Below are 24,490 nucleotides of genomic sequence, written 5' to 3'. Positions count from 1 at the left end.
GCGCCATGGCCAAGAAGGCGAAGAACTTCAAGAAGTCGAAGACCGGGCTGTACGTGTCGCTCGGCAGTACCGCGTTCGGCGCGATCAGCGTCGCCAAGCAGGTCAAGCTGGCCCGCGACGACGGGGACACCCTCCGTCTGATCGACGCCGCCGTATCCGCCGCCGCCATCGTCACCGGCCTCGCCATCCTCTACCGCGAGTTGAAGCGGCTGGGCGACGACGACGTCCTGCTGGGCTGAGAGGGAAGTTTTCACCGTGACCACCACGACCGACGAGTTGGTGTCGTACGAGGACGCCCTGGCGACCTACGACCCCGTCATGGGCCTCGAAGTCCACGTCGAACTCGGCACCAAGACCAAGATGTTCTGCGGCTGTTCGACCGAGCTGGGCGCCGAGCCCAACTCGCAGACCTGCCCGACCTGCCTCGGCATGCCCGGCTCGCTCCCGGTCGTCAACGCGACCGGCGTCGAGTCCGCCATCAAGATCGGCCTCGCGCTGCACTGCGAGATCGCCGAGTGGTGCCGCTTCGCCCGGAAGAACTACTTCTATCCGGACATGCCGAAGAACTTCCAGACCTCCCAGTACGACGAGCCGATCGCCTTCAACGGCTACCTCGACGTCCAGCTGGAGGACGGCGAGACCTTCCGCGTGGAGATCGAACGCGCCCACATGGAGGAGGACACCGGCAAGTCGCTGCACGTCGGCGGCGCGACGGGCCGTATCCACGGCGCCTCGCACTCGCTGCTCGACTACAACCGGGCCGGCATCCCCCTCATCGAGATCGTCACCAAGCCGATCGAGGGCGCCGGCGAGCGCGCTCCCGAGGTCGCCAAGGCGTACGTCGCCGAGCTGCGCGAACTCATCAAGGCCCTCGGTGTCTCCGAGGCCCGCATGGAGCAGGGTCAGATGCGCTGCGACGTCAACCTGTCGCTGCGCCCGCACGGCCGCGAGAAGTTCGGCACCCGGAGCGAGACCAAGAACGTCAACTCGCTGCGTTCCGTGGAGCGGGCGGCCCGGTTCGAGATCCAGCGGCACGCCGCCGTACTGAACTCGGGCGGGACGATCATCCAGGAGACCCGGCACTTCCACGAGGACACCGGGTCGACGACCTCGGGCCGCGTGAAGGAGGAGGCCGAGGACTACCGGTACTTCCCCGAGCCGGACCTCGTACCGGTCGCCCCCTCCCGTGAGTGGGTCGAGGAGATCCGCGCCGGGCTGCCCGAGCTGCCGCTGGTCCGACGCAACCGGCTCCGCGAGGAGTGGGGCATCAGCGCCACCGACATGCAGTCGATCCTCAACGCCGGTGCGATCGACCTGATCGTCGCCTCGATCGACGCCGGTTCCGACGCGGCCTCCGCGCGCAAGTGGTGGATGGGCGAACTCGCGCGCAGCGCCAACGAGTCGGGCACCTCGCTCGACGAACTGGCCATCACGCCCGAGCAGGTCGCCCGGGTCACCGCGCTGGTCACCTCCGGCGACCTGAACGACAAGCTGGCCCGCCAGGTCATCGAGGGCGTCCTCGCGGGCGAGGGCACCCCGGACGAGGTCGTCGAGAAGCGCGGCCTCAAGGTCGTCTCCGACGACGGCGCGCTCACCACCGCCGTCCAGGAGGCCATCGCCGGCAACCCGGGCATCGCCGACAAGATCCGCGGCGGCAAGGTGGCCGCGGCGGGCGCCCTGGTCGGCGCGGTCATGAAGGCGACCCGGGGTCAGGCCGACGCGGCCCGCGTCAAGGAACTCATCCTTGAGCAGCTGGGCGTCAGCGAGGGCTGAGCCACACGACAAGGCTGAGGGGCGCGTCGGGACTCCGACGTGCCCCTCAGCCGTTGCTTCACCTGATCACGTACGACGGCCCACGACCCGTACGAAGCCCAGGGACCGGCCCTGGTCTGCGCGCACCAGTTCCACGGATTCCCGGGCCATGTTCGCCATGAACTCCTCGGTGCTCTCCTCGGCGCAGACCTCGCTCCACAGCAGCCAGTCCCGCCAGCCGTCCGGCAGCCAGTCGGCGGCCTCCACCGTCACGGCCCCGCTGCGTGTCCACTGGCGCCGCCACCAGTCGGCGGAGTGGAACGCCCAGAAACCCGGGTCCCAGAACGGCTTGAGGTGCTCCGGCGGTTCGACGCCCTCCGGCTCCTCGCGCAGCGCCGGTACGACGACACCGATCCGCCCGCCCGGCTTCAGCAGCCGGGTGAGGCTGGGCAGATACAGGTCGTTCGTGCCGAAGTACTGGTACGCGTCGACGCTCACGATCGCGTCGAACGACTCGTCGCCGAACGGCAGCTGGTGCGCCTCCGCGAACACGGGCAGCACCCGGTCGGCGACGCCCGCCTCGGCGATCCGGCGCGCGTTCTTGCCGGGCTCGATCCACAGGTCGGCGGCGGTGACCTGGACGTCGTACTCCTTGGCGAGGAAGACCGAGGTCATGGCCTTGCCGCAGCCCAGGTCGAGCACCCGGGCACCGGGCGGGAGGGTGTCGAGGCCGAGCGCGGGGGCCAGCCACTCCAGCAGCCACAGGGCGTGCGGGCCCATCTGGTTGTCGATGGTCCAGCGGGCGTCGTAGCGGCTGCTGCGCGGGTGGTTCAGGCGGTCATTCCTGGATGTGATGTCGGACATCGGTGAACGGGCTCCTCGGGCTCTGCGAAGGCGAAGAAAGGGATGCTTCGGAGCTCGGTCGGACCTTCAAAAAATGCACCCACCTGGGTCGCTGGCGACAAGCCGGACACGGACAGTCGACGGCCGGACGCTAGCAGTGGGCTTCCGCGACCCGCATCCGAATTCTCAGGCGGGCGCGCTACGCTCCCGCGCCATGGACGTGCACGAGAATGTGGGTGAGAACGGGGAGGACCACGAGGAGTACGAGGACGCGGAGCTGGACGCGCGGCGGGCCCGCTGGACGGCGACCGGAACCGGGGCGCTGCTGGCCCTCGTGGGGCTCGCGGCCTCGACGCTCCGCCTCACGGGCTCGGCGCCCGCGCTCGTACCCGGTGCGTACGCCTTCGGCGCCGCCGTCTGTGCGCTCGCGTCGGTGCTGGGTGCGCGGGGGCGTACCCGGCGGGCGCTGTGGCTGCTGATCGTCGGGGTGATGGTGATGGCCCTCGGAGACCAGTTCGACTGAGATCGGCCGAGTTCGACCGGGATGCTTATGGCGCTTTTACTGCGGCGACAGAGTTCATCTGATTGTCCTGTGATGTGACTCGCAGTCTTGTGAGTAAGGGCACGATCGTCTCAAACGATCATCATCGCCTGCGACAGTGGTTTGGCATCGCTCTTGCCGTTTTTCGTTTCTTTGCGGGATGTTCTGTTCATTCACGACTGTTCCCGGTCAAAGAACCACATGTCATCCCGGGAGCACGTCTGTGGCAGCCCTCGCACGCTGGTGTGTCAGGCACCGCCTCGTCGTCGTACTGATCTGGCTCGCCGCCTTCGCCGGCGTGACCGCCGCCGCGGCCGTCGCCGGCTCGGCGTACTCCAACGACTACGAGGCACCCGGCACCGAGTCGGGCCGCGCCACCCAGCTCCTGGAGGACGGCTTCCCCGGTCTCGGCGGCGACACCGACACCGTCGTCTGGCACACCGGCTCCGGTACGGTCCGGGCCGCCGACGTCGAGCAGACGATGAGCGACACCCTGGACCGGATCGCCGACCTGCCCGGCGTGGCCTCGGTCGTCAGCCCGTACGAGGGCCGCGGCGGCAGCCAGATCAGCGGCGACGGACGTACGGCGTACGCCACCGTCACCTTCGAGAAGTCCGCCGAGGACGTCGACGCGGACGAGGCGCGGGCCGTCGTCGACGCGGCCGAGGCCGCGCGGGCCGACGGGCTCCAGGTGGAGCTGGGCGGCAGCGCCATCGCGCTCACCGAGTCGTCCGGGGGACACCTCGCCGAGGCTCTCGGGGTGGTCGTCGCGGCCGTCGTGCTGTTCCTCGCCTTCGGCTCGCTCGCCGCCTCCCTGCTGCCCATCGCCACCGCCCTGGTGAGCGTCGGCACGGCCTACGCCGGGATCGTGCTGCTCGGCCACGCGATGACCGTCGCCGACTTCGCGCCCATGCTCGGCATGCTGATCGGGCTCGGCGTGGGCATCGACTACGCCCTGTTCATCGTCACCAGACACCGCCGCGGCCTCAAACGCGGCCTGTCCGTCACCGAGGCCGCCACCAACGCCGTCACGACCACCGGACGCGCCGTCGTCTTCGCTGGTGCGACCGTTTGCATAGCCCTGCTCGGGATGCTGATCCTGCGCCTCGGCTTCCTCAACGGCGTGGCGATAGCGGCCTCCCTGACGGTGATCCTGACCGTCGCGGCCTCCGTCACCCTCCTCCCGGCCCTGCTGTCCTTCATCGGACCGCGCGCCCTGAGCCGCCGCGAACGGCGCAGGCTGGCCGAGCACGGGCCCGAGCCGGAGCTGCCCACCGGGTTCGCCGCCCGCTGGTCCGCGTTCGTCGAGCGCCACCCCAAGCTGCTCGGCGCCGCCGCCCTGGTCGTCATGGCGCTGCTCGCCCTGCCCACCCTCTCGCTCCACCTCGGCACCTCCGACCAGGGCAACAACCCGAGCACGGCGACCACACGCCAGGCCTACGACCTCATCGCCGACGGCTTCGGCCCCGGCGTCAACGGCCCGCTCACCCTCGTCACGCCCGTCTCCGACGCCGAGGACAAGCTCGTCCTCGACAACCTCGCCGCGACCCTGAGGACCACCGAGGGCGTCGCGTCGTCCTCGCCGGTGACCTACAGCGCGGACGGCTCCACCGGGTACCTCACCGTCGTACCGACGTCGTCGCCGCAGTCCGTGAAGACCAGTGACCTGGTGGAGCGGCTGCGCGAAGAGGTCCTCCCGCGCGCGGAGACCGGCACCTCCCTCGACCTCCAGGTCGGCGGGGTCACGGCGAGTTACGACGACTTCGCGGATGTGATCGTCGGCAAGCTGCCGCTGTTCGTGGGTGTGGTGATCGGCCTGGGCTGCCTCCTCCTGCTCCTCGCGTTCCGTTCGATAGGCATCCCGCTCAAGGCCGCCGCGATGAACGTCGCCGCCGTCGCCTCCGCGTTCGGGGTCGTCGTCGCGATCTTCCAGTGGGGCTGGGGGAGCGAACTCCTCGGCCTCGGCAGCGCGGGCCCGATCGAGCCCTTCCTCCCCGTGATCATGGTCTCGGTCCTCTTCGGGCTCTCCATGGACTACCAGGTCTTCCTGGTCAGCCGGATGTACGAGGAGTGGCTGGAGACCGGCGACAACCGGCGGGCCGTCCGGGTCGGCCTCGCCGAGACCAGCCGCGTGATCAACTCCGCGGCGGTCATCATGATCTCTGTCTTCCTCGCGTTCGTGTTGAGCGGCGACCGGGTGATAGCGATGTTCGGCATCGCCCTGGCCGCCGCCGTGGCCCTCGACGCCTTCGTCCTGCGTACGCTCCTGGTGCCCGCGCTGATGCATCTGCTCGGCGGCGCCAACTGGTGGCTGCCCCGCTGGCTCGACCGGCGCCTGCCGCGCATCAGCATCGAGCCGCCCGAGTGCCGCACGCCCACCAGTGAAATGCCCGGCGTCGACGAGGCCGCCCGTGCGAGCATTCCGGGGCCGCGCGCCACGGACGGCGCGCAGACGGACGTACTGGTGAAGGAGCGACCGCAGGATGTACGCGATATCCCTGGGTGACGACGGCGCCGAACTGCGGCCCCTGGAACCCTGGCACGCCGAGGAGTTCCTCGCACACCTCGACCGGGGGCGGGAGTTCATCACCCGGCACATCCCCTTCGGCATGAACTCCACGGACGTCGACTCCGCGCGGGAGCAGCTCCAGCGGTACGCCGACCAGCGCGCCGCCGACACCGGGTCGCTGCACGGGATCTGGCTGGACGGGAAGCTCGTCGGTGGGGTGCTGTTCCTCAACTTCAGCGCGGAGTACGGCAACTGCGAGGTCGGCTGCTGGCTGGAACCGGCCGGCACCGGACGCGGCCTGATCACACGCGCGATGCGGGTCCTGATCGACTGGGCGATTGACGTACGGGGCATGCACCGTGTGGAGTGGCACGCGTCGTCCGTCAACGAAGCGAGCATCAACGTGGCGCGACGGCTGGGCATGAGCCGTGAGGGACTGCTGCGGGAGAACTATCCGCACCGGGGGGTCCGCGCGGACACCGAGATCTGGTCGGTACTCGCGCCCGAGTGGCAGGCCGCACGCGCGCGTGCCGCCGACAAGGATCATCGGAGTCCTGTCGTGGACACCCCTCGGCTTCAGCCCAGGGAAAAATGAAACTCCCGGGCAGTCGATGAGCCTGTACTGGGGGCACCGACTGAAGGGCTTGAGCGGCGGTGTTCTGACAGATGGCTATTTTCAGTTCCCACGTTCAGGCTGATCGCTTTCTACGGCGTGTTCTCGAAGGCGGTGTCGGCCGAGGGCGATCACTGCGGCGAAGCCGAGAACGCTTGATGCAGCGATGAGCTTGTTCCGCTTTGACGGACACCATTGGTGTGGTGGTCAGGCTGCGAGTGCGGTCTCGTATTCGGCGGGACTGCGGTAGTCGAGGCTGCTGTGCAGTCGGTGCAAGTTGTACCAGCCCTCGATGAAGTCGAAGATCGCGGTGCGGGCGGCGGCCCGGCTGGGCCAGGAGCTCGTGTCGAGCAACTCCCGTTTGATGGTGGCGAAGAAGGACTCGGCGAGCGCGTTGTCCCAGCACTGCCCGGTGCGGCCGACCGGCAGGCGGACGCTGAACTCCCTTGCCAGCGAGGCGAATTGCTGACTGGTGTACTGGCAGCCGCGATCCGAGTGAAAGATCACCGGCCGCGCGGGGCGACGCTCGCGGCAGGCGGATTGGAGAGCGTCGGCGACCAGTTCGGTCCGCAGGTGGTCGGCAGTGGACCAGCCGACCACGCGGCGGGAGGCAATGTCGATGACGGTGGCCAGATAGAGCCAGCCCTCATCGGTGGCAACGTAGGTGATGTCACCGCACCAGCGGGTGTCGAGGCCGTCCGGGTCGGGAGCGAAGTTGCGGACGACTAGGTCGGGCCGGGCGGCGGCCCGCGGGTCGGGGATCGTCGTCAGCCGCCGTCGCCTGCGGTGGCGGCCCTGTAGCCCGGCGTCGCGCATCAGTCGGGCGACGCGGCGCCGTCCGCAGTCCTCGCCCTGTCGTTGCAGGGCGGCATGGACCCGCGGGACCCCGTAGGTTCCACGGGACCGCTCGTGGACTTCGGCGATCTTCTCGGTCAGCTCGGTGTCCCGGACCGCCCGCGGACCGGGCTTGGCGGTGCGGCGGGCGTAGAAGGCGGTTCGGGAGACCTGCAGCAGTTCACACGCACGCTTGACGCTGTGACCGCCATGCTTTTCCGCCTCGATGAACGGGTGCACCGTCACCGGGTCTCCTTCGCGAAGAAAGCTGTCGCCCGCTTGAGGACCTCGACGTCCTCGCGCAGCCGGCGGTTCTCCCGCCGCAGCGCGGCCAGTTCCTCGCGTTCGCTGCTGGTCAGTCCGTCGCGTTCGCCCGCGTCGACTTCGGCCTGGCTGACCCACAGCCGCACTGCCGTCTCGGTCAGATCGAAGTCCTTGGCGATCTGACCGACCGAGCGGTCACCGCGCCGGCACAGCTCGACGATCTCGGCCTTGAACTCCGGCGTGAACGAGCGGCGAGGGCGTGGCTTCTTCTTCCCCATGCTCTCCATGATGGACATCCTCCCGGGGCAGAACCCCTGATCTCGGATGTCCGTCAAAGCGGATCAAGCCCACAGGTCGAGTGCCCGGCGGTCCTGGAAGCGGCAGGCGGCAATTACTGTTCCCGGCTCCTGATACCCCGTGAGGCGGTGATCGGTCCCGAACTCACCACCGGCCGCGCCGCCAAGCCCTCCGCGTCGACCGCCTCCCGCCCCTGCACCGCGACCGAGACCGCCGCGCTGTGGGCGTGGGCGTCGCCGGGGCAGCGCCCGTGCATCACGTCCACGGCCCTGCTCCCTCTCTTGCACCGCGCTGACCTGCGAACTCACCGGCATCGCAGAGGCATCGGCTCTGGCCGTAACCAACTCCTTCAACGTCCCGGTCCGAGATCGGTCCGCGCCAGGGCAGACAGAAGAACCTCGGTGCGCACCCACGGCACTTGCCACGGCCCCAGCGCGCCGGAGGAGTGGTGGATCGCTGACACGCAGCTTCTCCTTACATAGGGAAGTGCTAGTTTGTGAGCGTGGCCACGAATGGGGTGAAGCGTGCGTTCAAGTACCGCTTCCATCCGACCGATGCGCAGGCGGCGGAGCTGACGCGTACGTTCGGCTGCGTGCGCAAGGTCTACAACACGGCGCTCGCGGCCCGTACCGAGGCGTGGGCGCGGCAGGAACGGGTCAACTACAACCAGACCTCGGCCATGCTGACCGCGTGGAAGAAGACCGAGGAACTGGCGTTCCTGGGCGACGTGTCGTCCGTTCCGCTGCAGCAGACACTGCGGCACCTGCAGGCTGCGTTCACCCAATTCTTCGCCAAGCGAGCCAGATATCCGCGCTTCAAGTCGCGCAAGAGGTCGCGGAAGTCGGCCGAGTACACCGTCTCCGGTTTCCGATTCAGTGACGGGGAACTGACTCTGGCCAAGATGAGTGAACCGCTCGACATCGTGTGGTCGCGCCCGCTGCCCCAGGGAGCGAAGCCGTCCACGGTGACCGTGTCGCAGGACGCGGCCGGACGCTGGTTCGTGTCGATGCTTTGCGACGACCCCGGTGTCAAGCTGCTTCCCGTCACTGATGCGGCGGTCGGAATCGATGTCGGCCTGGACCACCTCCTGACCCTCTCCACGGGGGAGAAGGTTGTCAATCCCAGACACGAGCGCCGTGAACGCGCCCGTCTGGCCAAGGCCCAGCGGGAGCTTTCCCGCAAGGCCAGGGGTGACGGGACCAACAGGGCCAAGGCGCAGCGCAAGGTTGCCAAGGTCCACGCCCGGATCGCCGACCGGCGCCGGGACCTGCTCCACAAGCTCACCACCCGGCTCGTGCGTGAAAACCAAACGCTCGTGATCGAGGACCTGACCGTGCGCAACATGGTCAGAAACCACATGCTCGCCCGGGCCATCTCGGATGCGAGCTGGAGCGAGTTCCGCTCCATGCTGGAGTACAAGGCCGCCTGGTATGGGCGGGAAGTGATCGTGGTGGACCGCTTCTTCCCCTCCTCGAAGCTGTGCTCCGTCTGCGGCACCCTGCAAAATAGGATGCCGCTCAGCGTTCGTACGTGGACGTGCGACAACTGCGGTACGACCCATGACCGGGACGTGAACGCGGCGAACAACCTTCTGGCCGCCGGGCTGGCGGTGACAGTCTGTGGAGCAGGTGTAAGACCTCAACGGAGTTCTCCGGGCGGGCAGTCGGCGACGAAGCAGAAATCCCCACGGCGCGAGCCGTAGGAATCCCCCTTGTTCACAAGAGGGGGAGGAAGTCAATAAGGAACTTCTCAGAAAACGTCCGTACGGTGCGAGGCATGGGAACCAAGACAGCAGACGAGACCGGCGCCGAGACCGGTACCGAGGCACAGAGCGACGACGCCAAGAGCGGCAAGGAGACGGTGGACATCACCAAGGACGAACAGCCGACGGAGGCCACGGCTGAGGCCGAGGCCGAGGTCGAGGTCCTGGGCGACGCGGACGAGTACGAGGGCGAGGACCTCGACGAGACGGACCTCGCGCCCGAGAAGAAGAGCCCCTCCGGCGTGGGCCAGGGTGCCGCCGCCGTCGTGGCCGCCGTGCTCGGCTTCGTCTCGCTCACCGGCAGCTGGCTGGGCACGGTGGCCGGCGCGCGCGCGAACATCACGGGCCAGCTGGAGATGCAGGCCTCGTCGTCCGCGAGCATCGCCGCCCAGATCGATGCGCTCTACGGAGACGCCTGGCAGGCCACCGCGCTGTGGGGCGGCATCTTCGCGCTGGCCGCGCTGCTCGTCGGTGTCGCGGTCCTCGCCCGGCCCGCGTTCGGCACCCCGGGCAAGCCGCAGGCCGTCTGGATCAAGTCGGTCTCCTGGGCCGGCGTCGCGCTCGGCGTCCTCGGGCTGCTTCTCGCGGTCCTGAAGTACACCGACGTACTGCTGAGCCTGCCCTCGGCCTGATCCGGGGCGGAATCACCGCAGGTCATGAGGGGCCTTAGGCCGGTCGTAAGCACCTTACGGCCCGTCTGAGGCTCCTCACCCGTTCCTAAGGCCCCCACCCCCTCGGAAGATGCGGAACTCTCCCGATGTGGCGAACCCCCCTGGGAGACGAAGGTTGAGACATCGCAGAACGCGATGAACGACCGATCTCGTCACAGACCCGAGGGGTACCAGATGTTCGAGTACGAGCTCCAGCAGATCCGTTCCGCCGAACTGCGTCGCGAGGCCGCGAACGAGCGCCTCGCCCGGCAGGCGGTCCGCGGCGCCCGCGCCGCCCGCCGCGAGGCAGCGGGCCGAGCCGCAGAGGGCGAGGTGCATACCGACCACCGGCGCCGGCACTGGTTCACCCGGGCCGCGTGAGCACCGGGGGACGGGCGGACGGTCGTACGGCGGCGCACCTCCCCGCGCACGCCGCGACCGTCCGCCCGACCGTCCCCATCGCCCCCACGGTCGTCCCGGCGGACGGCCCGATAACCAGTGCCCCGATGTCAGAGCCCTGTGCGATGCTCTGGCCCGTGGAGACCAGGTCCGTCAGTCCGGTGTTCGTCGGTCGTGTCGACGAGTTGGGGGTGTTGCGCGACGCGCTCGACCGTGCCGACGGTGGCGAGCCGCAGGCCCTGCTGCTCGGCGGGGAGGCCGGGGTCGGGAAGACGCGGCTGGTCGAGGAGTTCGCCGGGGTGGCCGACGGCCGCGGTGCCGTCGTCGTGCTCGGCGGCTGTGTCGAGATCGGCGCCGACGGACTGCCCTTCGCACCCTTCTCCACCGCCCTGCGCGCCCTGTTGCGGGCGCTGCCCGACGAGCTGGCCGCCGCCGCTGCCGGACAGGAACAGGAACTGGCCCGGCTGCTCCCGGAGTTGGGCGAGACCGGCGCCGGACGGCACGACGAGGAGGGCATGGCCCGCCTCTTCGAACTCACCGCCCGCCTCCTGGAACGCGTCGCCGCGGACCGTACGGTCGTCGTCGCCCTCGAAGACCTCCACTGGGCCGACGCCTCCACCCGCCACCTCCTCGCCTACCTCTTCCGCACCCTGCGCACCGGCCGTCTCGTCGTCCTCGCCACCTACCGCGCCGACGACATCCACCGCCGCCACCCCCTGCGCCCGCTCCTCGCCGAACTCGACCGGCTCCGCACGGTCCGCCGGATCGAGCTGAGCCGCTTCAACCGGGCCGAAGTGTCCTGCCAGATCGCCGGCATCCTCGCCGCCGAACCCGAACCGGCCCAGGTCGACGAGATCTTCGACCGCTCCGACGGCAACGCCTTCTTCGTCGAGGAACTCGCCGTCGCCGCCCACGAGGGCTGCCGCACCCGCCTCACCGACACCCTCCGCGACCTGCTCCTCGTCCGAGTCGAGAGCCTGCCCGAGAGCGCCCAGCGGGTCGCCCGGATCGTCGCCGAGGGCGGCTCCACCGTCGAGTACCGGCTGCTCGCCGCCGTCGCGGGCCTCGCCGAGGACGACCTCATCGAGGCGCTGCGCGCGGCCGTCGGCGCCAACATCCTGCTCGCCACCCCGGCCGGCGACGGCTACCGCTTCCGCCACTCCCTGGTCCGCGAGGCCGTCGGCGACGACCTGCTCCCCGGCGAACGCTCCCGCCTCAACCGCCGCTACGCCGAGGCCCTGGACGCCGACCCGGCCCTCGTCCCCGCCGACGAACGCACCATGCGCCTGGCCAGCTACTGGTACCACGCCCACGACCCGGCCAAGGCCCTCCCCGCCGTCCTGGACGCCTCGGTCACCGCCCGCCGCCGGTACGCCTACGCCGAGCAACTACGGCTCCTGGAACGGGCGATGGAGCTGTGGGACGTCACCCCCGACGCCGTACGGGCCACACTCCGCCCCGTCGACTACACCGAGGTCTACCCGCCCTGCGGCTGCGACCCGGCCACCACACCCCTGAGCTACCTCGACCTCATGGCCGAGGCCGCCGTCGCGGGCCGGCTCTGCGGCGAGCGCGAACGCGCCCTGAAGATCACCAAGCGTGCGCTGCACCTCCTGGAGGACGGCAGCGACCCCCTGCGCGCCGCCTGGTTCTGGTGCCAGCGCTCCCGCCTGGTCCAGTCCCTGTCCCGAGGCGACGGCTGGCAGGAACTGGCCACCGCCCAGGACCTCGTACGGGGCCTGCCACCCTCGGAGGTCCACGCCGAGGTCCTGTCCGGCGCCGCCGTCTGGTCGATGCTGCACTGCCCGGGCCCGGACGCCCTCGCCGCCGCCGAACAGGCCGTCGAGTACGCGCGCATGGTGGGCGCCCACGAGACCGAGATGGGCGCGCGGATCACCCTCGGCGTCCTCATGGCCCAGTCGGGCGGTATCGAACGGGCGCTAGCGGAGATGCACGAGGTGAAGGAGCGCGCGGTCGAGGGCCACATGCCGTTCGTCGTGGGGCGCGCCTATGTGAACCTGCCGGGCGCTCTCGAAGGAGTCGGCCGGTCCCGCGAGGCCGTTCCGATCCTGGAGGAGGGGATCGCCTACACGCGGAAGTTCGGGCTGCTGGACTCCGAGGCCTGGGTGTGGGGCAATCTCTCCGAGTCGCTGTACTCCCTCGGCCGCTGGGACGAGGCCGTCGAGGCCGCCACGAGCGCGCTTCAGCGTGGCCAGAGCGACAACCCTCAGGGGGCCAGCGCCATCTGCCTGGCCCATCTCGCGCTGAGCCGGGGCGACGTGACCGAGGCGGCGGACCGACTGGCCGCCGCCCGGGCCCACTTCGGCTCCCACGACCGCATGCCCCAGCACTCGCTCCCGCTCGCCCGTATCGCTCTCGGCGTCGCCGCCGCGGAGGGCCGCCTCCTCGACGCCCGCACGGAACTGGGCCAGGTCCTGGACGCCGGCTTCCCGCCCGGCACCCACAGCTACGTCTGGTCCCTGCTCCTCGCCGCCGCCATCGCCGAGGCCGACGCGCGTGACCTGCCCGCCGCCGAGGCGGGCCGCCGCGCAACCCTCGAACGCATCCTCGACACCGGCAAGAAGCTCACCACGGACGCCCCCGTCTGGCTCGCCCACGAGCAGTGGGTCCGCGCCGAACTCCGGCGCGCGGACGGCACGGCAGGACCGGACACCTGGTCGCCGGTCGTCACCGCCTTCGAGGCTCTGGACCGCCCGTACGACCTCGCCCGGGTCCGGCACCGCCTGGCCGAGGCCCTGCTGACGGACGGCGCCGACCCCGACGACCGCGCCCGTGCGACGGACCTCCTCCGCCTGTCCGCCACCGTCGCCGACCACCTGGGCGCCCGCCCCCTCGCCGACGCCGTCACTCTCCTGGCTCAGCGCGCCCGCCTCACCCTGACCGGCGCCCCGGCCCGCCCGGCCCTTGACCCGGCGGACTCCCTGGGCCTGACCAGCCGCGAACGGGACGTCCTGCGCCTGGTCTCCGCCGGCCGCACCAACCGCCAGATCGCCGAGGAACTCTTCATCTCCCCGAAGACAGCGAGCGTCCACGTGTCGAACATCCTGGGGAAACTGGGCGTCTCGGGGAGGGGAGAGGCGGCCGCGGTGGCGCACCGGCTCGGGCTGTTCCCGCCGGGGGCGGTCGCCGCCCGGACGGCGGGGTGAGGGCGAGAGTTACGCTGCTAGGGACTCAGGCCCAGGGGAGGCCCCGTGTTCAACATGTTCGAGGAGCTCTTCGCACCGGGACGCAAACACACCCGCGACGAACAGAACCGCCTGGAACTGACCCGCGAGGACGTCGGCGACGGCGACCCGGGCCGCGGCCCGATAGACCTCGCGTCCGGAAAGGTCGTCGTACGCCGGTCCGATCAGCCTGAAGAACCGGAGCCGGCCGAGCAGCCGGATCCCCCTCAGGTCACCTGAAGCTCCAGAATCCGGTCGTCCCCGTCCTTCGGCGTCCCCCGTCCGTCCGTCGCGCTCGTCACCAGCCACAGTTTGTCGCCGCCCGCCGAGACCACCGTGCGGAGCCTGCCGTACTCGCCCTCCAGGAACGCCTGTGGGTCGGCCGCGGCCTTCGTGCCGTCCAGGGGGATGCGCCACAGGCGCTGGCCCTTCAGGCCCGCCATCCAGATCGAGCCCTCGGCGTAGGCGATGCCGCTGGGGGACGCGTCGTCCGTGCGCCACTGGGCGAGGGGGTTGTGGAAGGCGTCGTCGTCACTGTCGCCCTCCGCCTCGGGCCAGCCGTAGTTGTCGCCCGGCGCGATCTGGTTCAGCTCGTCCCAGGTGTCCTGGCCGAACTCCGAGGCGAACAGCCGCTGCTCGGAGTCCCAGGCGAGGCCCTGCACATTGCGGTGGCCGTACGAGTACACCGCGGAGTCGGGGAAGGGGTTGCCCGGAGCCGGTTCGCCCTCCGGGGTCATCCGCAGGATCTTGCCGCCCAGGGAGTCCTTGTCCTGGGACAGCCCCGTGTCACCGCTCTCGCCCGTGCCCGCGTACAGCATCTTGTCGGGGCCGAAGGCGATCCGGCCGCCGTTGTGGATGTATCCCTTCGGGATACCCCGGAAGACGGTGTTCGGGGCGCCCAGCTGCTCGCCCGCCGGCTTCTCCTCCTCGTACAGCATCCGGGCGATGCGGTTGTCCGACTCCGTCGTGAAGTACGCGTAGACCATGTGGTCCGACGCGAAGGAGGAGGACAGGGCCAGGCCCATCAGACCGCCCTCGCCCGCCGGGGAGACCCCGGGCACCTCGCCCAGCTCCGTCTTCTTCCCCGTCTCCGTGTCGACCCTCGTGATCGTGCCCTCGTCACGGGAGGAGACCAGCAGATCGCCGTCCGGGAGCGGGGCCAGGCCCCAGGGGCTCTTCAGGTCCTCCGTGACCGTCCGCAGCACCTTCACCGTGCCCTTGGCGGGCGGGGCGGCCTGCGCGGTCGCCCGCTCGGAGGGCGACGACGACGTGGACGGCGTACGCGTACCGCTCGGTGACGCACTCTCGTCGCCGCTTCCTCCCTCGTCGGAGGAGCAGCCGGCCGTGAGCAGGAGCGTGGCTGCGGCCAGTACGGCCGTCACAGCTCGTCGTTGCACGATCATGGTCCCTTCGACGCGGCACGTTCTCCTTGTCATACACCGCTCGCGCCCCACGAGTTCCCGATCCCCGAAGCCTGATGCCCCGGCCCGGGTTCCCGCGGTACCCACTTGTCTGCTTATCCACCCGCATCGGTCCGTATCAGTCCCACGACCCCTGCGCCCGGGGCAGTTCCGCGACCTCCGTCAGATCCGCCGCCGACAGCCGCAGCTCCGCCGCCCGCGCGTTCTGCGCCACCCACCGTTCCCGCTTCGCCCCCGGTACCGGCACCACGTGCCGGCCCTGCGCGAGCACCCACGCCAGCGCCACCTGGGCCGGGGTGACCTCCGGACCGAGGCGGGCCGCCACCCGGCGCAGGCCCGCCACGATCGGCTGGTTCGCGGCCATCATCTCGGCCGTGAAGCGGGGATGGCGGGCCCGGATGTCCTCCGGCTCGAAGCCCCCGCCCGGCGTCAGTGTCCCGGTCAGGAAGCCGTTGCCCAGGGGCATCGCCGCCAGAAAGCCCACCCCGCGCGCGGTGCACCACGGCAGCAGCGACTCCAGCGCCTCCGTCGACCACACCGACAGCTCGGCCTGCACCGCGCTGACCGGAAACACCTGCTGCACCCGCTCCAACTGACGGATCGTCGCGTCGTACAGCCGCGCCTGCGACCGGCGCCCGGTCCGCGCGCCCATCGCGGACAGCCCCAACGCCCGTACCTTTCCGGCCTGTACGAGTTCCGCCAGCGCGCCCCAGGTCTCCTCGACGGGAACCTCGGGGTCCGCGCGGTGCAGCTGGTACAGGTCGATGACGTCCGTCTGGAGCCGACGCAGCGACGCGTCGCACGCCCGTCTCACGTATCCCGGGCGGCCGTTGGCCACGATGTGCTGATCGCCCACCAGCAGACCGACCTTCGTCGACACGAAGGCGTCCGGGCGCCGCTCCCTCAACACCCGCCCCACCAGCAGCTCGTTGGTGAACGGCCCGTACATGTCGGCCGTGTCCAGGAGCGTCGAGCCCTCGTCCAGGGCCCGGTGCACGGCCCGCACCGACTCCTCGCCGCGCTGCCGGGACGCGCTGTACGCCCAGCTCATCGGCATGCACCCGAGGCCCACGGCCCCCACTTCGAGCGCCGCCGCGCCGATCGTCCTGCGCTCCACCTGGTCGTGAACCTCTCTCTCCCTGCGCCCCAAACCTAACCTCTGTACGCACAGGGGTTCGCCCAGGACCGATCGACCACCTGCCCTAGCCTCGTGACCATGACTCCTGACGTGTGGCTTCCCATCCCGCCGGAAGAGATCGAGGGCCTCCCCGAGGGGCCGAACCACCTCTTCTGGAACGGCGATCACGACTACCCGGGGGACCCGGCCGACTGCGCGTTCTACGTGGTGCCGTACATGAAGCCCGTCGAGGTGTGTGTCCGTCCCCTGCCGGAGATGTCCGGCGTCCAGGTGGTCCAGACGCTGTCCGCCGGCGTCGACAACATCCAGCCGGGGCTCGGGCAACTGCACCCGGGCGTACGGCTGTGCAACGCGCGCGGTGTGCACGAGGCGAGCACCGGTGAGCTGACCCTCGCCCTGATCCTGGCCTCGCTGCGCGGCATCCCCGACTTCGTGCGCGCGCAGGCCAAGGGGGAGTGGCTGGGCGGGTTCCGGCCGGCGCTCGCCGACAAGAGCGTCCTCATCGTCGGGTACGGCTCGATCGGCGCCGCCATCGAGGACCGGCTCGCGCCCTTCGAGCTCGCGCGGGTGGCGCGCGTCGCGCGCTCTGAGCGCACCACGGCGCGCGGACCGGTGCATCCGCTCACCGAACTGCCCGCCCTGCTCCCCGAAGCCGACATCGTGATCCTCGCCACGCCCCTCACCGATCAGACGAGAGGACTGGTGAACGGCGACTTCCTGGCGCGCATGAAGGACGGCGCACTGCTTGTGAACGTGGCCCGCGGGCCCGTCGTGGACACCAAGGCACTGCTGGCCGAGCTGGAGTCCGGGCGCCTCACGGCGGCCCTCGACGTCACCGATCCGGAACCGCTGCCGCCGGGACACCCCTTGTGGCAGGCGCCCGGCGTGCTCATCAGCCCTCATGTCGGCGGCCCGACCTCCGCGTTCCGGCCACGCGCCGAACGGTTGCTGGTGGACCAGTTGAGTCGTTTCATGAACCGGGAACCGCTGCGGAACGTGATCCTTACGACGGGGACGATCGACGCGTAGTCCGGTTCGGGCACACTCCGCATTCCCCCGGATGCGAGGTGTGTCCGTATTGCCGCTGGTCGTCACGGAGAGTAGAGGAACTATGTCCCTGAGTGACGAGACTGGTGTATCGTCCCGACAGGGGCTGCGCCGCGAACCGTTCGGCGCCGGGGACGGACATTTCAGACTGTGAGGGGGGCGACGGGCGATGCACGGCCTATGGGCGAACGATCCGACGCGGCGGGGCCGCCGACGGCGACCCTGGCGCACGGCCGCGCGCAGACGCGGTCACGCCAGCCATCACCACCACCGCCGGCACAGCGGTCGCCGGAGGCACACGCACGCCTCGCCCCCGGTACCCGGCGCGCACCCGGCGCACCGGGTCGCGCGGGACACGGGAGCGGTGCGGGTCCGGAGGGTCCGGTGAGTTCCCCGGGGGCGCTGTTGAGCCGCCGCCGGCCGGTCTCCGGCGGGGGGACGAGCCTGGTCTCGCAGCTCGTACTGGCCCTGGTGTGCGCGGGATACGCCGTCGGTTCCGCGCTCGGCTGGGGCTCCCCCCGACTCGCCCTGATCATGGGCGACTTCGGGCTGAGCGCGGCGGCGGCCACCGCGGCCGTGTCCTGCTTCCTCTACGCCCGCAGCCGTATCCGCTTTCGACCCGCCTGGCTGCTGTTCGGGCTGTCGTCCGCCATGGCCTCCCTGGGCAACCTGGTCTGGGGGTGGTACGAGGTCGTGCTCGACGTGGACGTGCCAAGCCCCAGCCTCGCCGACCTGTTCTTCCTGTGCTTCGCCCCGCCCGCCATCGTGGGACTCCTGGTCCTCGCCAAGCGGCCGGTGACGAAGGCCGGCTGGGTCTGCATGGTCCTGGACGCCTGGCTGATCGGCGGCTCGCTGCTCACCCTGTCCTGGAGCCTCGCCCTGGCGCAGACGGCGAAGTTCGACGGACCGAGCGTCGCGCACACCGCGCTGTCACTGGCGTACCCGCTGCTCGACATCGCTCTCGTCAGCATGGTTCTCGCGCTGCACTTCCGGCGCTCCACCGTGAACCGCTCCGCGGTCAACACCGCGATCGGCGCCCTCGCCCTGACCGTGGGCTGCGACGCCCTGTTCACGTCGCCCCTGATGCACAACAACTACCACTCGGGCCAGCTGCTCGACGCGGGCTGGTTCGCCGGATCGCTGCTGCTGGCGTACGCGCCATGGGTGGGCTCCGGCCACGAGGGGCCCGGTGAATCCGGCGGGCACACACGCGTGGTGCACGAACACCTCCCCGGACAGCAGCGCCCGGGCGGCCGTCCCGGCGGCCACCAGCACCCGGCCCACACACCTCACACGCCCCGCCAGGGCCACCCGTCCGCTCCGGGGCAAGGGCATCCGCCCGCACCGGGCGGTGATCACAGCCGGTATCCGGCCACCCGGCCCATCACCGGCTCGCTGGCCGCGCTCACGCCGTATCTGGCCGCCGCGGTCTGCACGCTGGGCATCCTCTACAACGTCCTCAACGGCCGCAGCCCCGACCGCGTCGTCCTCATCACCGCGGGCGCCGTCGTCCTCGCACTCGTCGTGCGCCAGGGCATCATGCTGCTCGACAACATCACCCTCACCCAGGAACTGGCCCAGAAGGAGAACCACTTCCGCTCCCTGGTCCAGGGCTCCAGCGACGTCATCATGATCGCCGCGCCCAACGGGATGCTGCGGTACGTCAGTCCGGCCGCCGCCGGGGTCTACGGCCGGTCCGCGGAGGACCTCGTCGGCACCGAACTGGCCCATCTGATCCACCCGGAGGACCTGGGCTGCGTGGTGCACGAAGTGCGCCGCTTCCTCGCCGCCAGCCCCGGTGAGGAACCCACGACCCGTATCGAGTGCCGCTTCAAGTCCGGCGACGGCGGCTGGCTGAACGTGGAGTCCACGGTCAACCGGCACCACGGCGGCCTCATCTTCAACAGCCGGGACGTCACCGAACGGGTGCGGCTCCAGGCCCAGTTGCAGCACAACGCCGAGCACGACCCGCTCACCGACCTGCCCAACCGCGCGCTGTTCACCCAGCGCGTGCAGCAGGCCCTGTCCGGCCGCCGCTCCACCGACCGCGGCACGGCCGTCCTCTTCATCGACCTCGACGGCTTCAAGGCCGTCAACGACACGATCGGGCACCAGGCCGGGGACGAACTGCTCGTCCAGGCCGCCCGCAGACTCCAGGACGCGGTCCGGTACGGGGACACCGCCTCCCGCCTCGGCGGCGACGAGTTCGCCGCCCTGATCGTCGGCGACGGCACCCGGGACCGTACCGCCCGCGAGCGCCACATAATGGAACTGGCCGACCGGCTGCGGCTCACCCTCTCGCAGCCGTACGACATCGACGGCAACGACGTCCGGGTCAACGCCTCCATCGGCGTCGCCTTCGCCGAACCCGGCCTCGGCGCGGGCGAGCTGCTGCGCAACGCCGACCTGGCGATGTACCGCGCCAAGGCCTCCGGCAAGGGCCGCGTCGAGCTGTACGCACCGCAGATGCAGCAGGACGTCGTACGGAAGGCGGAGCTGGCCACCCGGCTGCGCGCCGCACTGCACGACGGCGAGTTCGCGCTGCTGCACCAGCCCGTGGTGGCCCTGGAGAACGGCCGGATCACGTCGGTCGCCGCCCAGGCGCGCTGGCGCTCCTCCCAGGGCGTGCTGTTCACACCCGCCGAGTTCCTGCGCGTCGCCGAGGACAGCGACAAGACCGCCGAGCTGGATCGCTGGATGCTGGAGGAGGCCATCGGGCAGGCCGCCGAACGCGCCGCGACCGGGCTCGCCGTACCCGTCGCCGTCCGGATGAGCGCCCGGCGGCTCCTCGACCGCTCCCTGCCCCTCGGATCGATCGAGACCCTGCTGACCCGGCACGGGCTGCCCACCGGCGCCCTGGTGATCGAGCTGGCGGACACCGACCCCCGGGTCTCCCTGGACGAGCTGGAACGCCGGCTGAACGCCTTCAGACGGCTCGGCGTACAGATCGCGCTGGACGGCTTCGGCAGCGGCTACGCGGCGATCACGGCACTGCGGCGGCTCCCCGTCGACGTACTGAAGCTCGACCGCGGGCTGGTCGAGGGCGTCGTCGAGTCCGCGCGGCTGCACAAGATCACCAGCGGGCTGCTCAGAATCGCGAACGACCTCGGGCTCCAGTCCGTGGCCGACGGCGTGGACCTGCCGGAGCAGGTGACCGCCCTGCGCGCGATGGGCTGCACCCATGGGCAGGGCATGGCCTTCTCCGGGCCGCTGGACGAGTACAGGCTGCGCCGGGCCCTGTCCACCGGCCGCTATCCCGTGCCCAACGGCCCGGCCGAGCCCGCGTTCGCGGGAGGCGGTTCCGGGGTGTACACAAGTACGGGTGTGTCAGCCAGTACAACGGTGTCCGCGAGTACGGCCGTGCCCGCCGTTCTCGGGGGTGGAACAGCCCTCCGCTCACATAATGAGACTCCCGTCCCACCCACTTGACAGTCGGTGCGTGCCGGGGGGAGGGTCGACCCCATGCGCACCCGAATTCTCGTACTTGGAAAGCGCGTCGGCTGACGCTGGTGAACGTTTCGGACGGACCCGGAACACCCAGCGACCGCACCCGGCGCGCTCCCCTCGCTTGCCTCACGGCACGAGGGGTTTTTTGTTGCACCGACACCAGTCGGGCCGCGACAAAACCGCAACGCACACCGCACAAAACTCGCAAAAACCCTCAGCATCGAGAAGAGAATGCCGATGACCGAGCAGGCCACCGGGGCCCATCACCCGCAGCCGCGGCCCCGTTCCGGAGGACAGCAGTCCGCCCCCGAGCACGTCACGGGTGCGAAGTCCCTCATCCGCTCGCTTGAGGAGGTCGGGGCCGAGACGGTATTCGGCATTCCCGGCGGTGCGATCCTTCCCGCGTACGACCCGCTGATGGACTCCACGCGGGTGCGGCACGTGCTCGTTCGGCACGAGCAGGGCGCGGGTCACGCGGCCACCGGCTACGCGCAGGCCACCGGCAAGGTCGGCGTCTGCATGGCGACCAGCGGCCCCGGCGCCACCAACCTGGTGACCCCGATCGCCGACGCGCACATGGACTCGGTGCCGCTCGTGGCGATCACCGGGCAGGTCGCGTCCAAGGCGATCGGTACGGACGCCTTCCAGGAGGCGGACATCGTCGGCATCACGATGCCGATCACCAAGCACAACTTCCTGGTCACCAAGGCCGAGGACATCCCGAAGACGATCGCGGAGGCCTTCCACATCGCCTCCACCGGGCGTCCGGGTCCGGTCCTGGTCGACATCGCCAAGGACGCCCTCCAGGCCCAGACCGTCTTCCAGTGGCCGCCGGCCGCGGACCTGCCCGGCTACCGCCCGGTGACCAAGCCGCACGCCAAGCAGATCCGCGAGGCCGCCAAGCTGATCACCGCCGCCAAGCGGCCGGTCCTCTACGTCGGCGGCGGTGTCATCAAGGCCAAGGCCACCGCCGAGCTGAAGGTTCTCGCAGAACTCACCGGAGCGCCCGTCACCACCACCCTGATGGCGCTCGGCGCATTCCCCGACAGCCACCCGCTGCACGTGGGAATGCCGGGCATGCACGGTGCGGTCACCGCCGTCACCGCGCTTCAGAAGGCCGACCTGATCGTCGCCCTCGGAGCCCGCTTCGACGACCGCGTCACCGGCAAGCTCTCCAGCTTCGCCCCGCACGCCAAGATCGTCCACGCCGACATCGACCCGGCGGAGATCGGCAAGAACCGCGCCGCCGACGTCCCGATCGTCGGCGACGCCCGCGAGGTCATCGCCGACCTGGTCCAGGCCGTGCAGAAGGAGCACAGCGAGGGCCAGACCGGCGACTACACCGCCTGGTGGAAGGACCTCAACCGCTGGCGCGAGACCTACCCGCTCGGCTACGAGCAGCCCGACAACGGCTCGCTCTCCCCGCAGCAGGTCATCGAGCGCATCGGCCAGCTCGCCCCCGAGGGCACGATCTTCGCGGCGGGCGTCGGCCAGCACCAGATGTGGGCCGCGCACTACATCCAGTACGAGAAGCCCGCGACCTGGCTGAACTCCGGCGGCGCCGGGACGATGGGGTACGCGGTCCCGGCCGCGATGGGAGCCAAGGCCGGCGCCCCGGACCGTACGGTCTGGGCGATCGACGGCGACGGCTGCTTCCAGATGACCAACCAGGAACTCACCACCTGCGCGCTCAACAACATCCCGATCAAGGTCGCCATCATCAACAACGGTGCCCTCGGGATGGTCCGCCAGTGGCAGACCCTGTTCTACAACCAGCGGTACTCCAACACCGTGCTGCACTCCGGGCCCAATGACGTCAACCCGGCCGCCAAGGGCACCCGCGTCCCCGACTTCGTGAAGCTGTCCGAGGCGATGGGCTGCTACGCGATCCGCTGCGAGTCCCCCGACGACCTCGACAAGGTCATCGAGGAGGCGAACTCGATCAACGACCGCCCCGTCGTGATCGACTTCATCGTCCACGAGGACGCCATGGTGTGGCCGATGGTCGCCGCCGGCACCTCGAACGACGAGATCATGGCCGCCCGGGACGTCCGCCCCGACTTCGGCGACAACGAAGACGACTGAGCGAGAGAGACGTAAAGAGACATGTCCAAGCACACCCTCTCCGTCCTCGTCGAGAACAAGCCAGGTGTCCTCGCCCGGATCACCGCCCTGTTCTCCCGGCGCGGCTTCAACATCGACTCGCTCGCCGTCGGCGTCACCGAGCACCCCGAGATCTCCCGTATCACCATCGTGGTCAACGTGATCGAGGAACTCCCCCTCGAACAGGTGACCAAGCAGCTCAACAAGCTCGTCAACGTGCTGAAGATCGTCGAACTGGAATCCGGCTCGGCCGTTCAGCGTGAACTCGTTCTGGTGAAGGTGCGCGCGGACAACGAGACGCGTTCCCAGATCGTCGAGATCGTCCAGCTGTTCCGCGCCAAGACGGTCGACGTCTCCCCGGAGGCCGTCACCATCGAGGCCACCGGCAGCAGCGACAAGCTGTCCGCGATGCTCAAGATGCTGGAGCCGTACGGCATCAAGGAACTGGTGCAGTCCGGCACGATCGCGATCGGGCGCGGCGCGCGCTCGATCACTGACCGGTCGCTGCGCGCGCTGGACCGGTCGGCCTAGACGACGTATTCGGGCGGTCGGGGGACCCCGGCCGCCCGTATTGCGAGACCCCCGAACTTCACTTCCCCCCGCCGTCATACGGTGGGACGCAACACCTGCACTCAAGGAGAGAACCCAAAGTGGCCGAGCTGTTCTACGACGCCGACGCCGACCTGTCCATCATCCAGGGCCGCAAGGTCGCGGTCATCGGTTACGGCAGCCAGGGCCACGCCCACGCGCTGTCGCTCCGTGACTCGGGTGTCGACGTCCGCGTCGGTCTGCACGAGGGCTCCAAGTCCAAGGCGAAGGCCGAGGAGCAGGGCCTGCGCGTGGTGACCCCCGCCGAGGCCGCCGCCGAGGCCGACGTCATCATGATCCTCGTCCCGGACCCGATCCAGGCCCAGGTCTACGAGGAGTCCATCAAGGACAACCTCAAGGCGGGCGACGCGCTGTTCTTCGGCCACGGTCTGAACATCCGCTTCGACTTCATCAAGCCCCCGGCCGGCATCGACGTCTGCATGGTCGCCCCCAAGGGCCCGGGCCACCTCGTCCGTCGCCAGTACGAGGAGGGCCGCGGCGTTCCGTGTATCGCGGCCGTCGAGCAGGACGCCACCGGCAACGCCTTCGCGCTGGCCCTGTCGTACGCCAAGGGCATCGGTGGCACCCGCGCCGGCGTCATCAAGACGACGTTCACCGAGGAGACCGAGACCGACCTGTTCGGTGAGCAGGCCGTTCTCTGCGGTGGTACGGCCGCGCTGGTCAAGGCCGGTTTCGAGACGCTGACCGAGGCCGGCTACCAGCCGGAGATCGCGTACTTCGAGTGCCTGCACGAGCTGAAGCTGATCGTCGACCTCATGTACGAGGGCGGCCTGGAGAAGATGCGCTGGAGCGTCTCCGAGACCGCCGAGTGGGGCGACTACGTCACCGGTCCCCGCATCATCACGGACGCCACCAAGGCCGAGATGAAGAAGGTCCTCGCCGAGATCCAGGACGGCACCTTCGCGCGTGAGTGGATGGCCGAGTACCACGGCGGTCTGAAGAAGTACAACGAGTACAAGTCGCAGGACGAGGCGAGCCTGCTGGAGACGACGGGCAAGGAGCTGCGCAAGCTCATGTCCTGGGTCAACGACGAGGCGTGAGTCCGTCGGTCGGGCCGTGACGCCGGTGGTTCACCG

The 24,490-nt window shown here is 70.1% G+C and carries 21 protein-coding genes; 15 read left to right on the top strand and 6 right to left on the bottom strand.

The features are described from left to right. Nucleotides 1-5 precede the first annotated feature (5 nt). Both OG787_RS12985 and gatB read left to right on the top strand, forming a co-directional pair. On the top strand, nucleotides 6-239 hold the full coding sequence (locus tag OG787_RS12985) for a hypothetical protein (protein WP_369034887.1): 234 nt from the start codon (nucleotides 6-8) through the stop codon (nucleotides 237-239). Between the two features lie 16 nt (nucleotides 240-255). Then, complete coding sequence (gene gatB, locus OG787_RS12980) at nucleotides 256-1,773, top strand: Asp-tRNA(Asn)/Glu-tRNA(Gln) amidotransferase subunit GatB (RefSeq protein WP_405535281.1); 1,518 nt, start codon at nucleotides 256-258, stop codon at nucleotides 1,771-1,773. Nucleotides 1,774-1,839: 66 nt separating this feature from the next. On the opposite strand, the gene OG787_RS12975 is transcribed toward gatB, so the two are convergent. After that, complete coding sequence (locus tag OG787_RS12975; RefSeq protein ID WP_405535279.1) at nucleotides 1,840-2,616, bottom strand: SAM-dependent methyltransferase; 777 nt, start codon at nucleotides 2,614-2,616, stop codon at nucleotides 1,840-1,842. A gap of 193 nt (nucleotides 2,617-2,809) precedes the next feature. On the opposite strand from OG787_RS12975, the gene OG787_RS12970 reads away from it, so the two are divergent. The 3 genes from OG787_RS12970 (at nucleotide 2,810) to OG787_RS12960 (ending at nucleotide 6,240) form a co-directional block, all read left to right on the top strand. Continuing rightward, entirely contained in the window at nucleotides 2,810-3,118 is a 309-nt protein-coding gene (locus OG787_RS12970; protein ID WP_235474651.1) for a hypothetical protein, read from the top strand. 241 nt (nucleotides 3,119-3,359) lie between these two features. Continuing rightward, nucleotides 3,360-5,642 (top strand): MMPL family transporter, encoded by a 2,283-nt coding sequence (locus OG787_RS12965; RefSeq protein ID WP_405535277.1) that lies wholly within the window; start codon nucleotides 3,360-3,362, stop codon nucleotides 5,640-5,642. Continuing rightward, on the top strand, nucleotides 5,620-6,240 hold the full coding sequence (locus tag OG787_RS12960) for a GNAT family N-acetyltransferase (RefSeq protein WP_405535276.1): 621 nt from the start codon (nucleotides 5,620-5,622) through the stop codon (nucleotides 6,238-6,240). The genes OG787_RS12965 and OG787_RS12960 overlap by 23 nt, the downstream gene beginning before the upstream one ends. A 225-nt stretch (nucleotides 6,241-6,465) precedes the next feature. Here OG787_RS12960 and OG787_RS12955 read toward each other — a convergent pair whose 3' ends face one another. From OG787_RS12955 to OG787_RS12945, 3 genes are all read right to left on the bottom strand, one after another. Continuing rightward, on the bottom strand, nucleotides 6,466-7,338 hold the full coding sequence (locus tag OG787_RS12955) for an IS3 family transposase (RefSeq protein ID WP_405535275.1): 873 nt from the start codon (nucleotides 7,336-7,338) through the stop codon (nucleotides 6,466-6,468). Further along, nucleotides 7,335-7,643 (bottom strand): IS3 family transposase, encoded by a 309-nt coding sequence (locus OG787_RS12950; RefSeq protein WP_037724813.1) that lies wholly within the window; start codon nucleotides 7,641-7,643, stop codon nucleotides 7,335-7,337. The genes OG787_RS12955 and OG787_RS12950 overlap by 4 nt, the downstream gene beginning before the upstream one ends. A 104-nt stretch (nucleotides 7,644-7,747) precedes the next feature. Continuing rightward, nucleotides 7,748-7,918, bottom strand: a complete 171-nt coding sequence (locus tag OG787_RS12945) for a hypothetical protein (RefSeq protein WP_405535274.1) — start codon at nucleotides 7,916-7,918, stop codon at nucleotides 7,748-7,750. Between the two features lie 231 nt (nucleotides 7,919-8,149). Between OG787_RS12945 and OG787_RS12940 the strand changes: the two genes are divergently transcribed. The 5 genes from OG787_RS12940 (at nucleotide 8,150) to OG787_RS12920 (ending at nucleotide 13,889) form a co-directional block, all read left to right on the top strand. Next, on the top strand, nucleotides 8,150-9,355 hold the full coding sequence (locus tag OG787_RS12940; protein WP_405535273.1) for an RNA-guided endonuclease InsQ/TnpB family protein: 1,206 nt from the start codon (nucleotides 8,150-8,152) through the stop codon (nucleotides 9,353-9,355). A 74-nt stretch (nucleotides 9,356-9,429) separates the two neighbouring features. Then, entirely contained in the window at nucleotides 9,430-10,047 is a 618-nt protein-coding gene (locus OG787_RS12935) for a hypothetical protein (RefSeq protein WP_369034872.1), read from the top strand. Nucleotides 10,048-10,260: 213 nt separating this feature from the next. Further along, on the top strand, nucleotides 10,261-10,446 hold the full coding sequence (locus OG787_RS12930) for a hypothetical protein (protein ID WP_369034871.1): 186 nt from the start codon (nucleotides 10,261-10,263) through the stop codon (nucleotides 10,444-10,446). A 143-nt stretch (nucleotides 10,447-10,589) separates the two neighbouring features. Continuing rightward, nucleotides 10,590-13,631 (top strand): AAA family ATPase, encoded by a 3,042-nt coding sequence (locus tag OG787_RS12925; RefSeq protein ID WP_405540474.1) that lies wholly within the window; start codon nucleotides 10,590-10,592, stop codon nucleotides 13,629-13,631. Between the two features lie 45 nt (nucleotides 13,632-13,676). After that, the gene (locus OG787_RS12920) at nucleotides 13,677-13,889 is read left to right on the top strand and encodes a DUF6191 domain-containing protein (protein ID WP_369034870.1); all 213 of its coding nucleotides are present in this window, start codon (nucleotides 13,677-13,679) and stop codon (nucleotides 13,887-13,889) included. On the opposite strand, the gene OG787_RS12915 is transcribed toward OG787_RS12920, so the two are convergent. Both OG787_RS12915 and OG787_RS12910 read right to left on the bottom strand, forming a co-directional pair. Beyond that, nucleotides 13,877-15,085: a PQQ-dependent sugar dehydrogenase gene (locus tag OG787_RS12915; protein ID WP_405535272.1), complete on the bottom strand. Its 1,209-nt coding sequence runs from the start codon at nucleotides 15,083-15,085 to the stop codon at nucleotides 13,877-13,879. The two genes, OG787_RS12920 and OG787_RS12915, sit on opposite strands and share 13 nt — an antisense overlap. Before the next feature lie 103 nt (nucleotides 15,086-15,188). Continuing rightward, entirely contained in the window at nucleotides 15,189-16,187 is a 999-nt protein-coding gene (locus OG787_RS12910) for an aldo/keto reductase (RefSeq protein WP_369034868.1), read from the bottom strand. A 99-nt stretch (nucleotides 16,188-16,286) separates the two neighbouring features. On the opposite strand from OG787_RS12910, the gene OG787_RS12905 reads away from it, so the two are divergent. From OG787_RS12905 to ilvC, 5 genes are all read left to right on the top strand, one after another. Next, on the top strand, nucleotides 16,287-17,237 hold the full coding sequence (locus OG787_RS12905; RefSeq protein ID WP_369034867.1) for a 2-hydroxyacid dehydrogenase: 951 nt from the start codon (nucleotides 16,287-16,289) through the stop codon (nucleotides 17,235-17,237). A gap of 402 nt (nucleotides 17,238-17,639) precedes the next feature. Beyond that, the gene (locus OG787_RS12900; protein WP_405535270.1) at nucleotides 17,640-20,684 is read left to right on the top strand and encodes an EAL domain-containing protein; all 3,045 of its coding nucleotides are present in this window, start codon (nucleotides 17,640-17,642) and stop codon (nucleotides 20,682-20,684) included. Nucleotides 20,685-20,933: 249 nt separating this feature from the next. Continuing rightward, the gene (locus OG787_RS12895; RefSeq protein ID WP_405535268.1) at nucleotides 20,934-22,787 is read left to right on the top strand and encodes an acetolactate synthase large subunit; all 1,854 of its coding nucleotides are present in this window, start codon (nucleotides 20,934-20,936) and stop codon (nucleotides 22,785-22,787) included. A gap of 21 nt (nucleotides 22,788-22,808) precedes the next feature. Next, nucleotides 22,809-23,336: an acetolactate synthase small subunit gene (gene ilvN / locus OG787_RS12890; RefSeq protein ID WP_105970583.1), complete on the top strand. Its 528-nt coding sequence runs from the start codon at nucleotides 22,809-22,811 to the stop codon at nucleotides 23,334-23,336. Between the two features lie 119 nt (nucleotides 23,337-23,455). Then, nucleotides 23,456-24,454, top strand: coding sequence for a ketol-acid reductoisomerase (gene ilvC / locus OG787_RS12885; RefSeq protein WP_235474639.1), 999 nt, complete (start codon nucleotides 23,456-23,458; stop codon nucleotides 24,452-24,454). The last annotated feature ends 36 nt before the right edge of the window (nucleotides 24,455-24,490 follow it).

The organism is Streptomyces sp. NBC_00075, assembly GCF_045041225.1.
GTDB lineage: Bacteria > Actinomycetota > Actinomycetes > Streptomycetales > Streptomycetaceae > Streptomyces > Streptomyces adonidis.
The sequence above is the reverse complement of the archived record's forward strand: the minus strand, read 5'-3'. Positions and strand labels throughout refer to the sequence as shown.

What these genes read in the sequence shown, in the direction of transcription:
- OG787_RS12960 (WP_405535276.1), top strand. Translation starts at nt 5,620, where the DNA reads ATGTACGCGATATCCCTGGGTGACGACGGCGCCGAACTGCGGCCCCTG.
- OG787_RS12935 (WP_369034872.1), top strand. Translation starts at nt 9,430, where the DNA reads ATGGGAACCAAGACAGCAGACGAGACCGGCGCCGAGACCGGTACCGAG.
- OG787_RS12930 (WP_369034871.1), top strand. Translation starts at nt 10,261, where the DNA reads ATGTTCGAGTACGAGCTCCAGCAGATCCGTTCCGCCGAACTGCGTCGC.
- OG787_RS12970 (WP_235474651.1), top strand. Translation starts at nt 2,810, where the DNA reads ATGGACGTGCACGAGAATGTGGGTGAGAACGGGGAGGACCACGAGGAG.
- ilvN (WP_105970583.1), top strand. Translation starts at nt 22,809, where the DNA reads ATGTCCAAGCACACCCTCTCCGTCCTCGTCGAGAACAAGCCAGGTGTC.
- OG787_RS12975 (WP_405535279.1), bottom strand. Translation starts at nt 2,616, where the DNA reads ATGTCCGACATCACATCCAGGAATGACCGCCTGAACCACCCGCGCAGC.
- OG787_RS12915 (WP_405535272.1), bottom strand. Translation starts at nt 15,085, where the DNA reads ATGACAAGGAGAACGTGCCGCGTCGAAGGGACCATGATCGTGCAACGA.
- OG787_RS12905 (WP_369034867.1), top strand. Translation starts at nt 16,287, where the DNA reads ATGACTCCTGACGTGTGGCTTCCCATCCCGCCGGAAGAGATCGAGGGC.
- OG787_RS12985 (WP_369034887.1), top strand. Translation starts at nt 6, where the DNA reads ATGGCCAAGAAGGCGAAGAACTTCAAGAAGTCGAAGACCGGGCTGTAC.
- OG787_RS12925 (WP_405540474.1), top strand. Translation starts at nt 10,590, where the DNA reads ATGCTCTGGCCCGTGGAGACCAGGTCCGTCAGTCCGGTGTTCGTCGGT.
- OG787_RS12950 (WP_037724813.1), bottom strand. Translation starts at nt 7,643, where the DNA reads ATGGAGAGCATGGGGAAGAAGAAGCCACGCCCTCGCCGCTCGTTCACG.
- OG787_RS12895 (WP_405535268.1), top strand. Translation starts at nt 20,934, where the DNA reads ATGCCGATGACCGAGCAGGCCACCGGGGCCCATCACCCGCAGCCGCGG.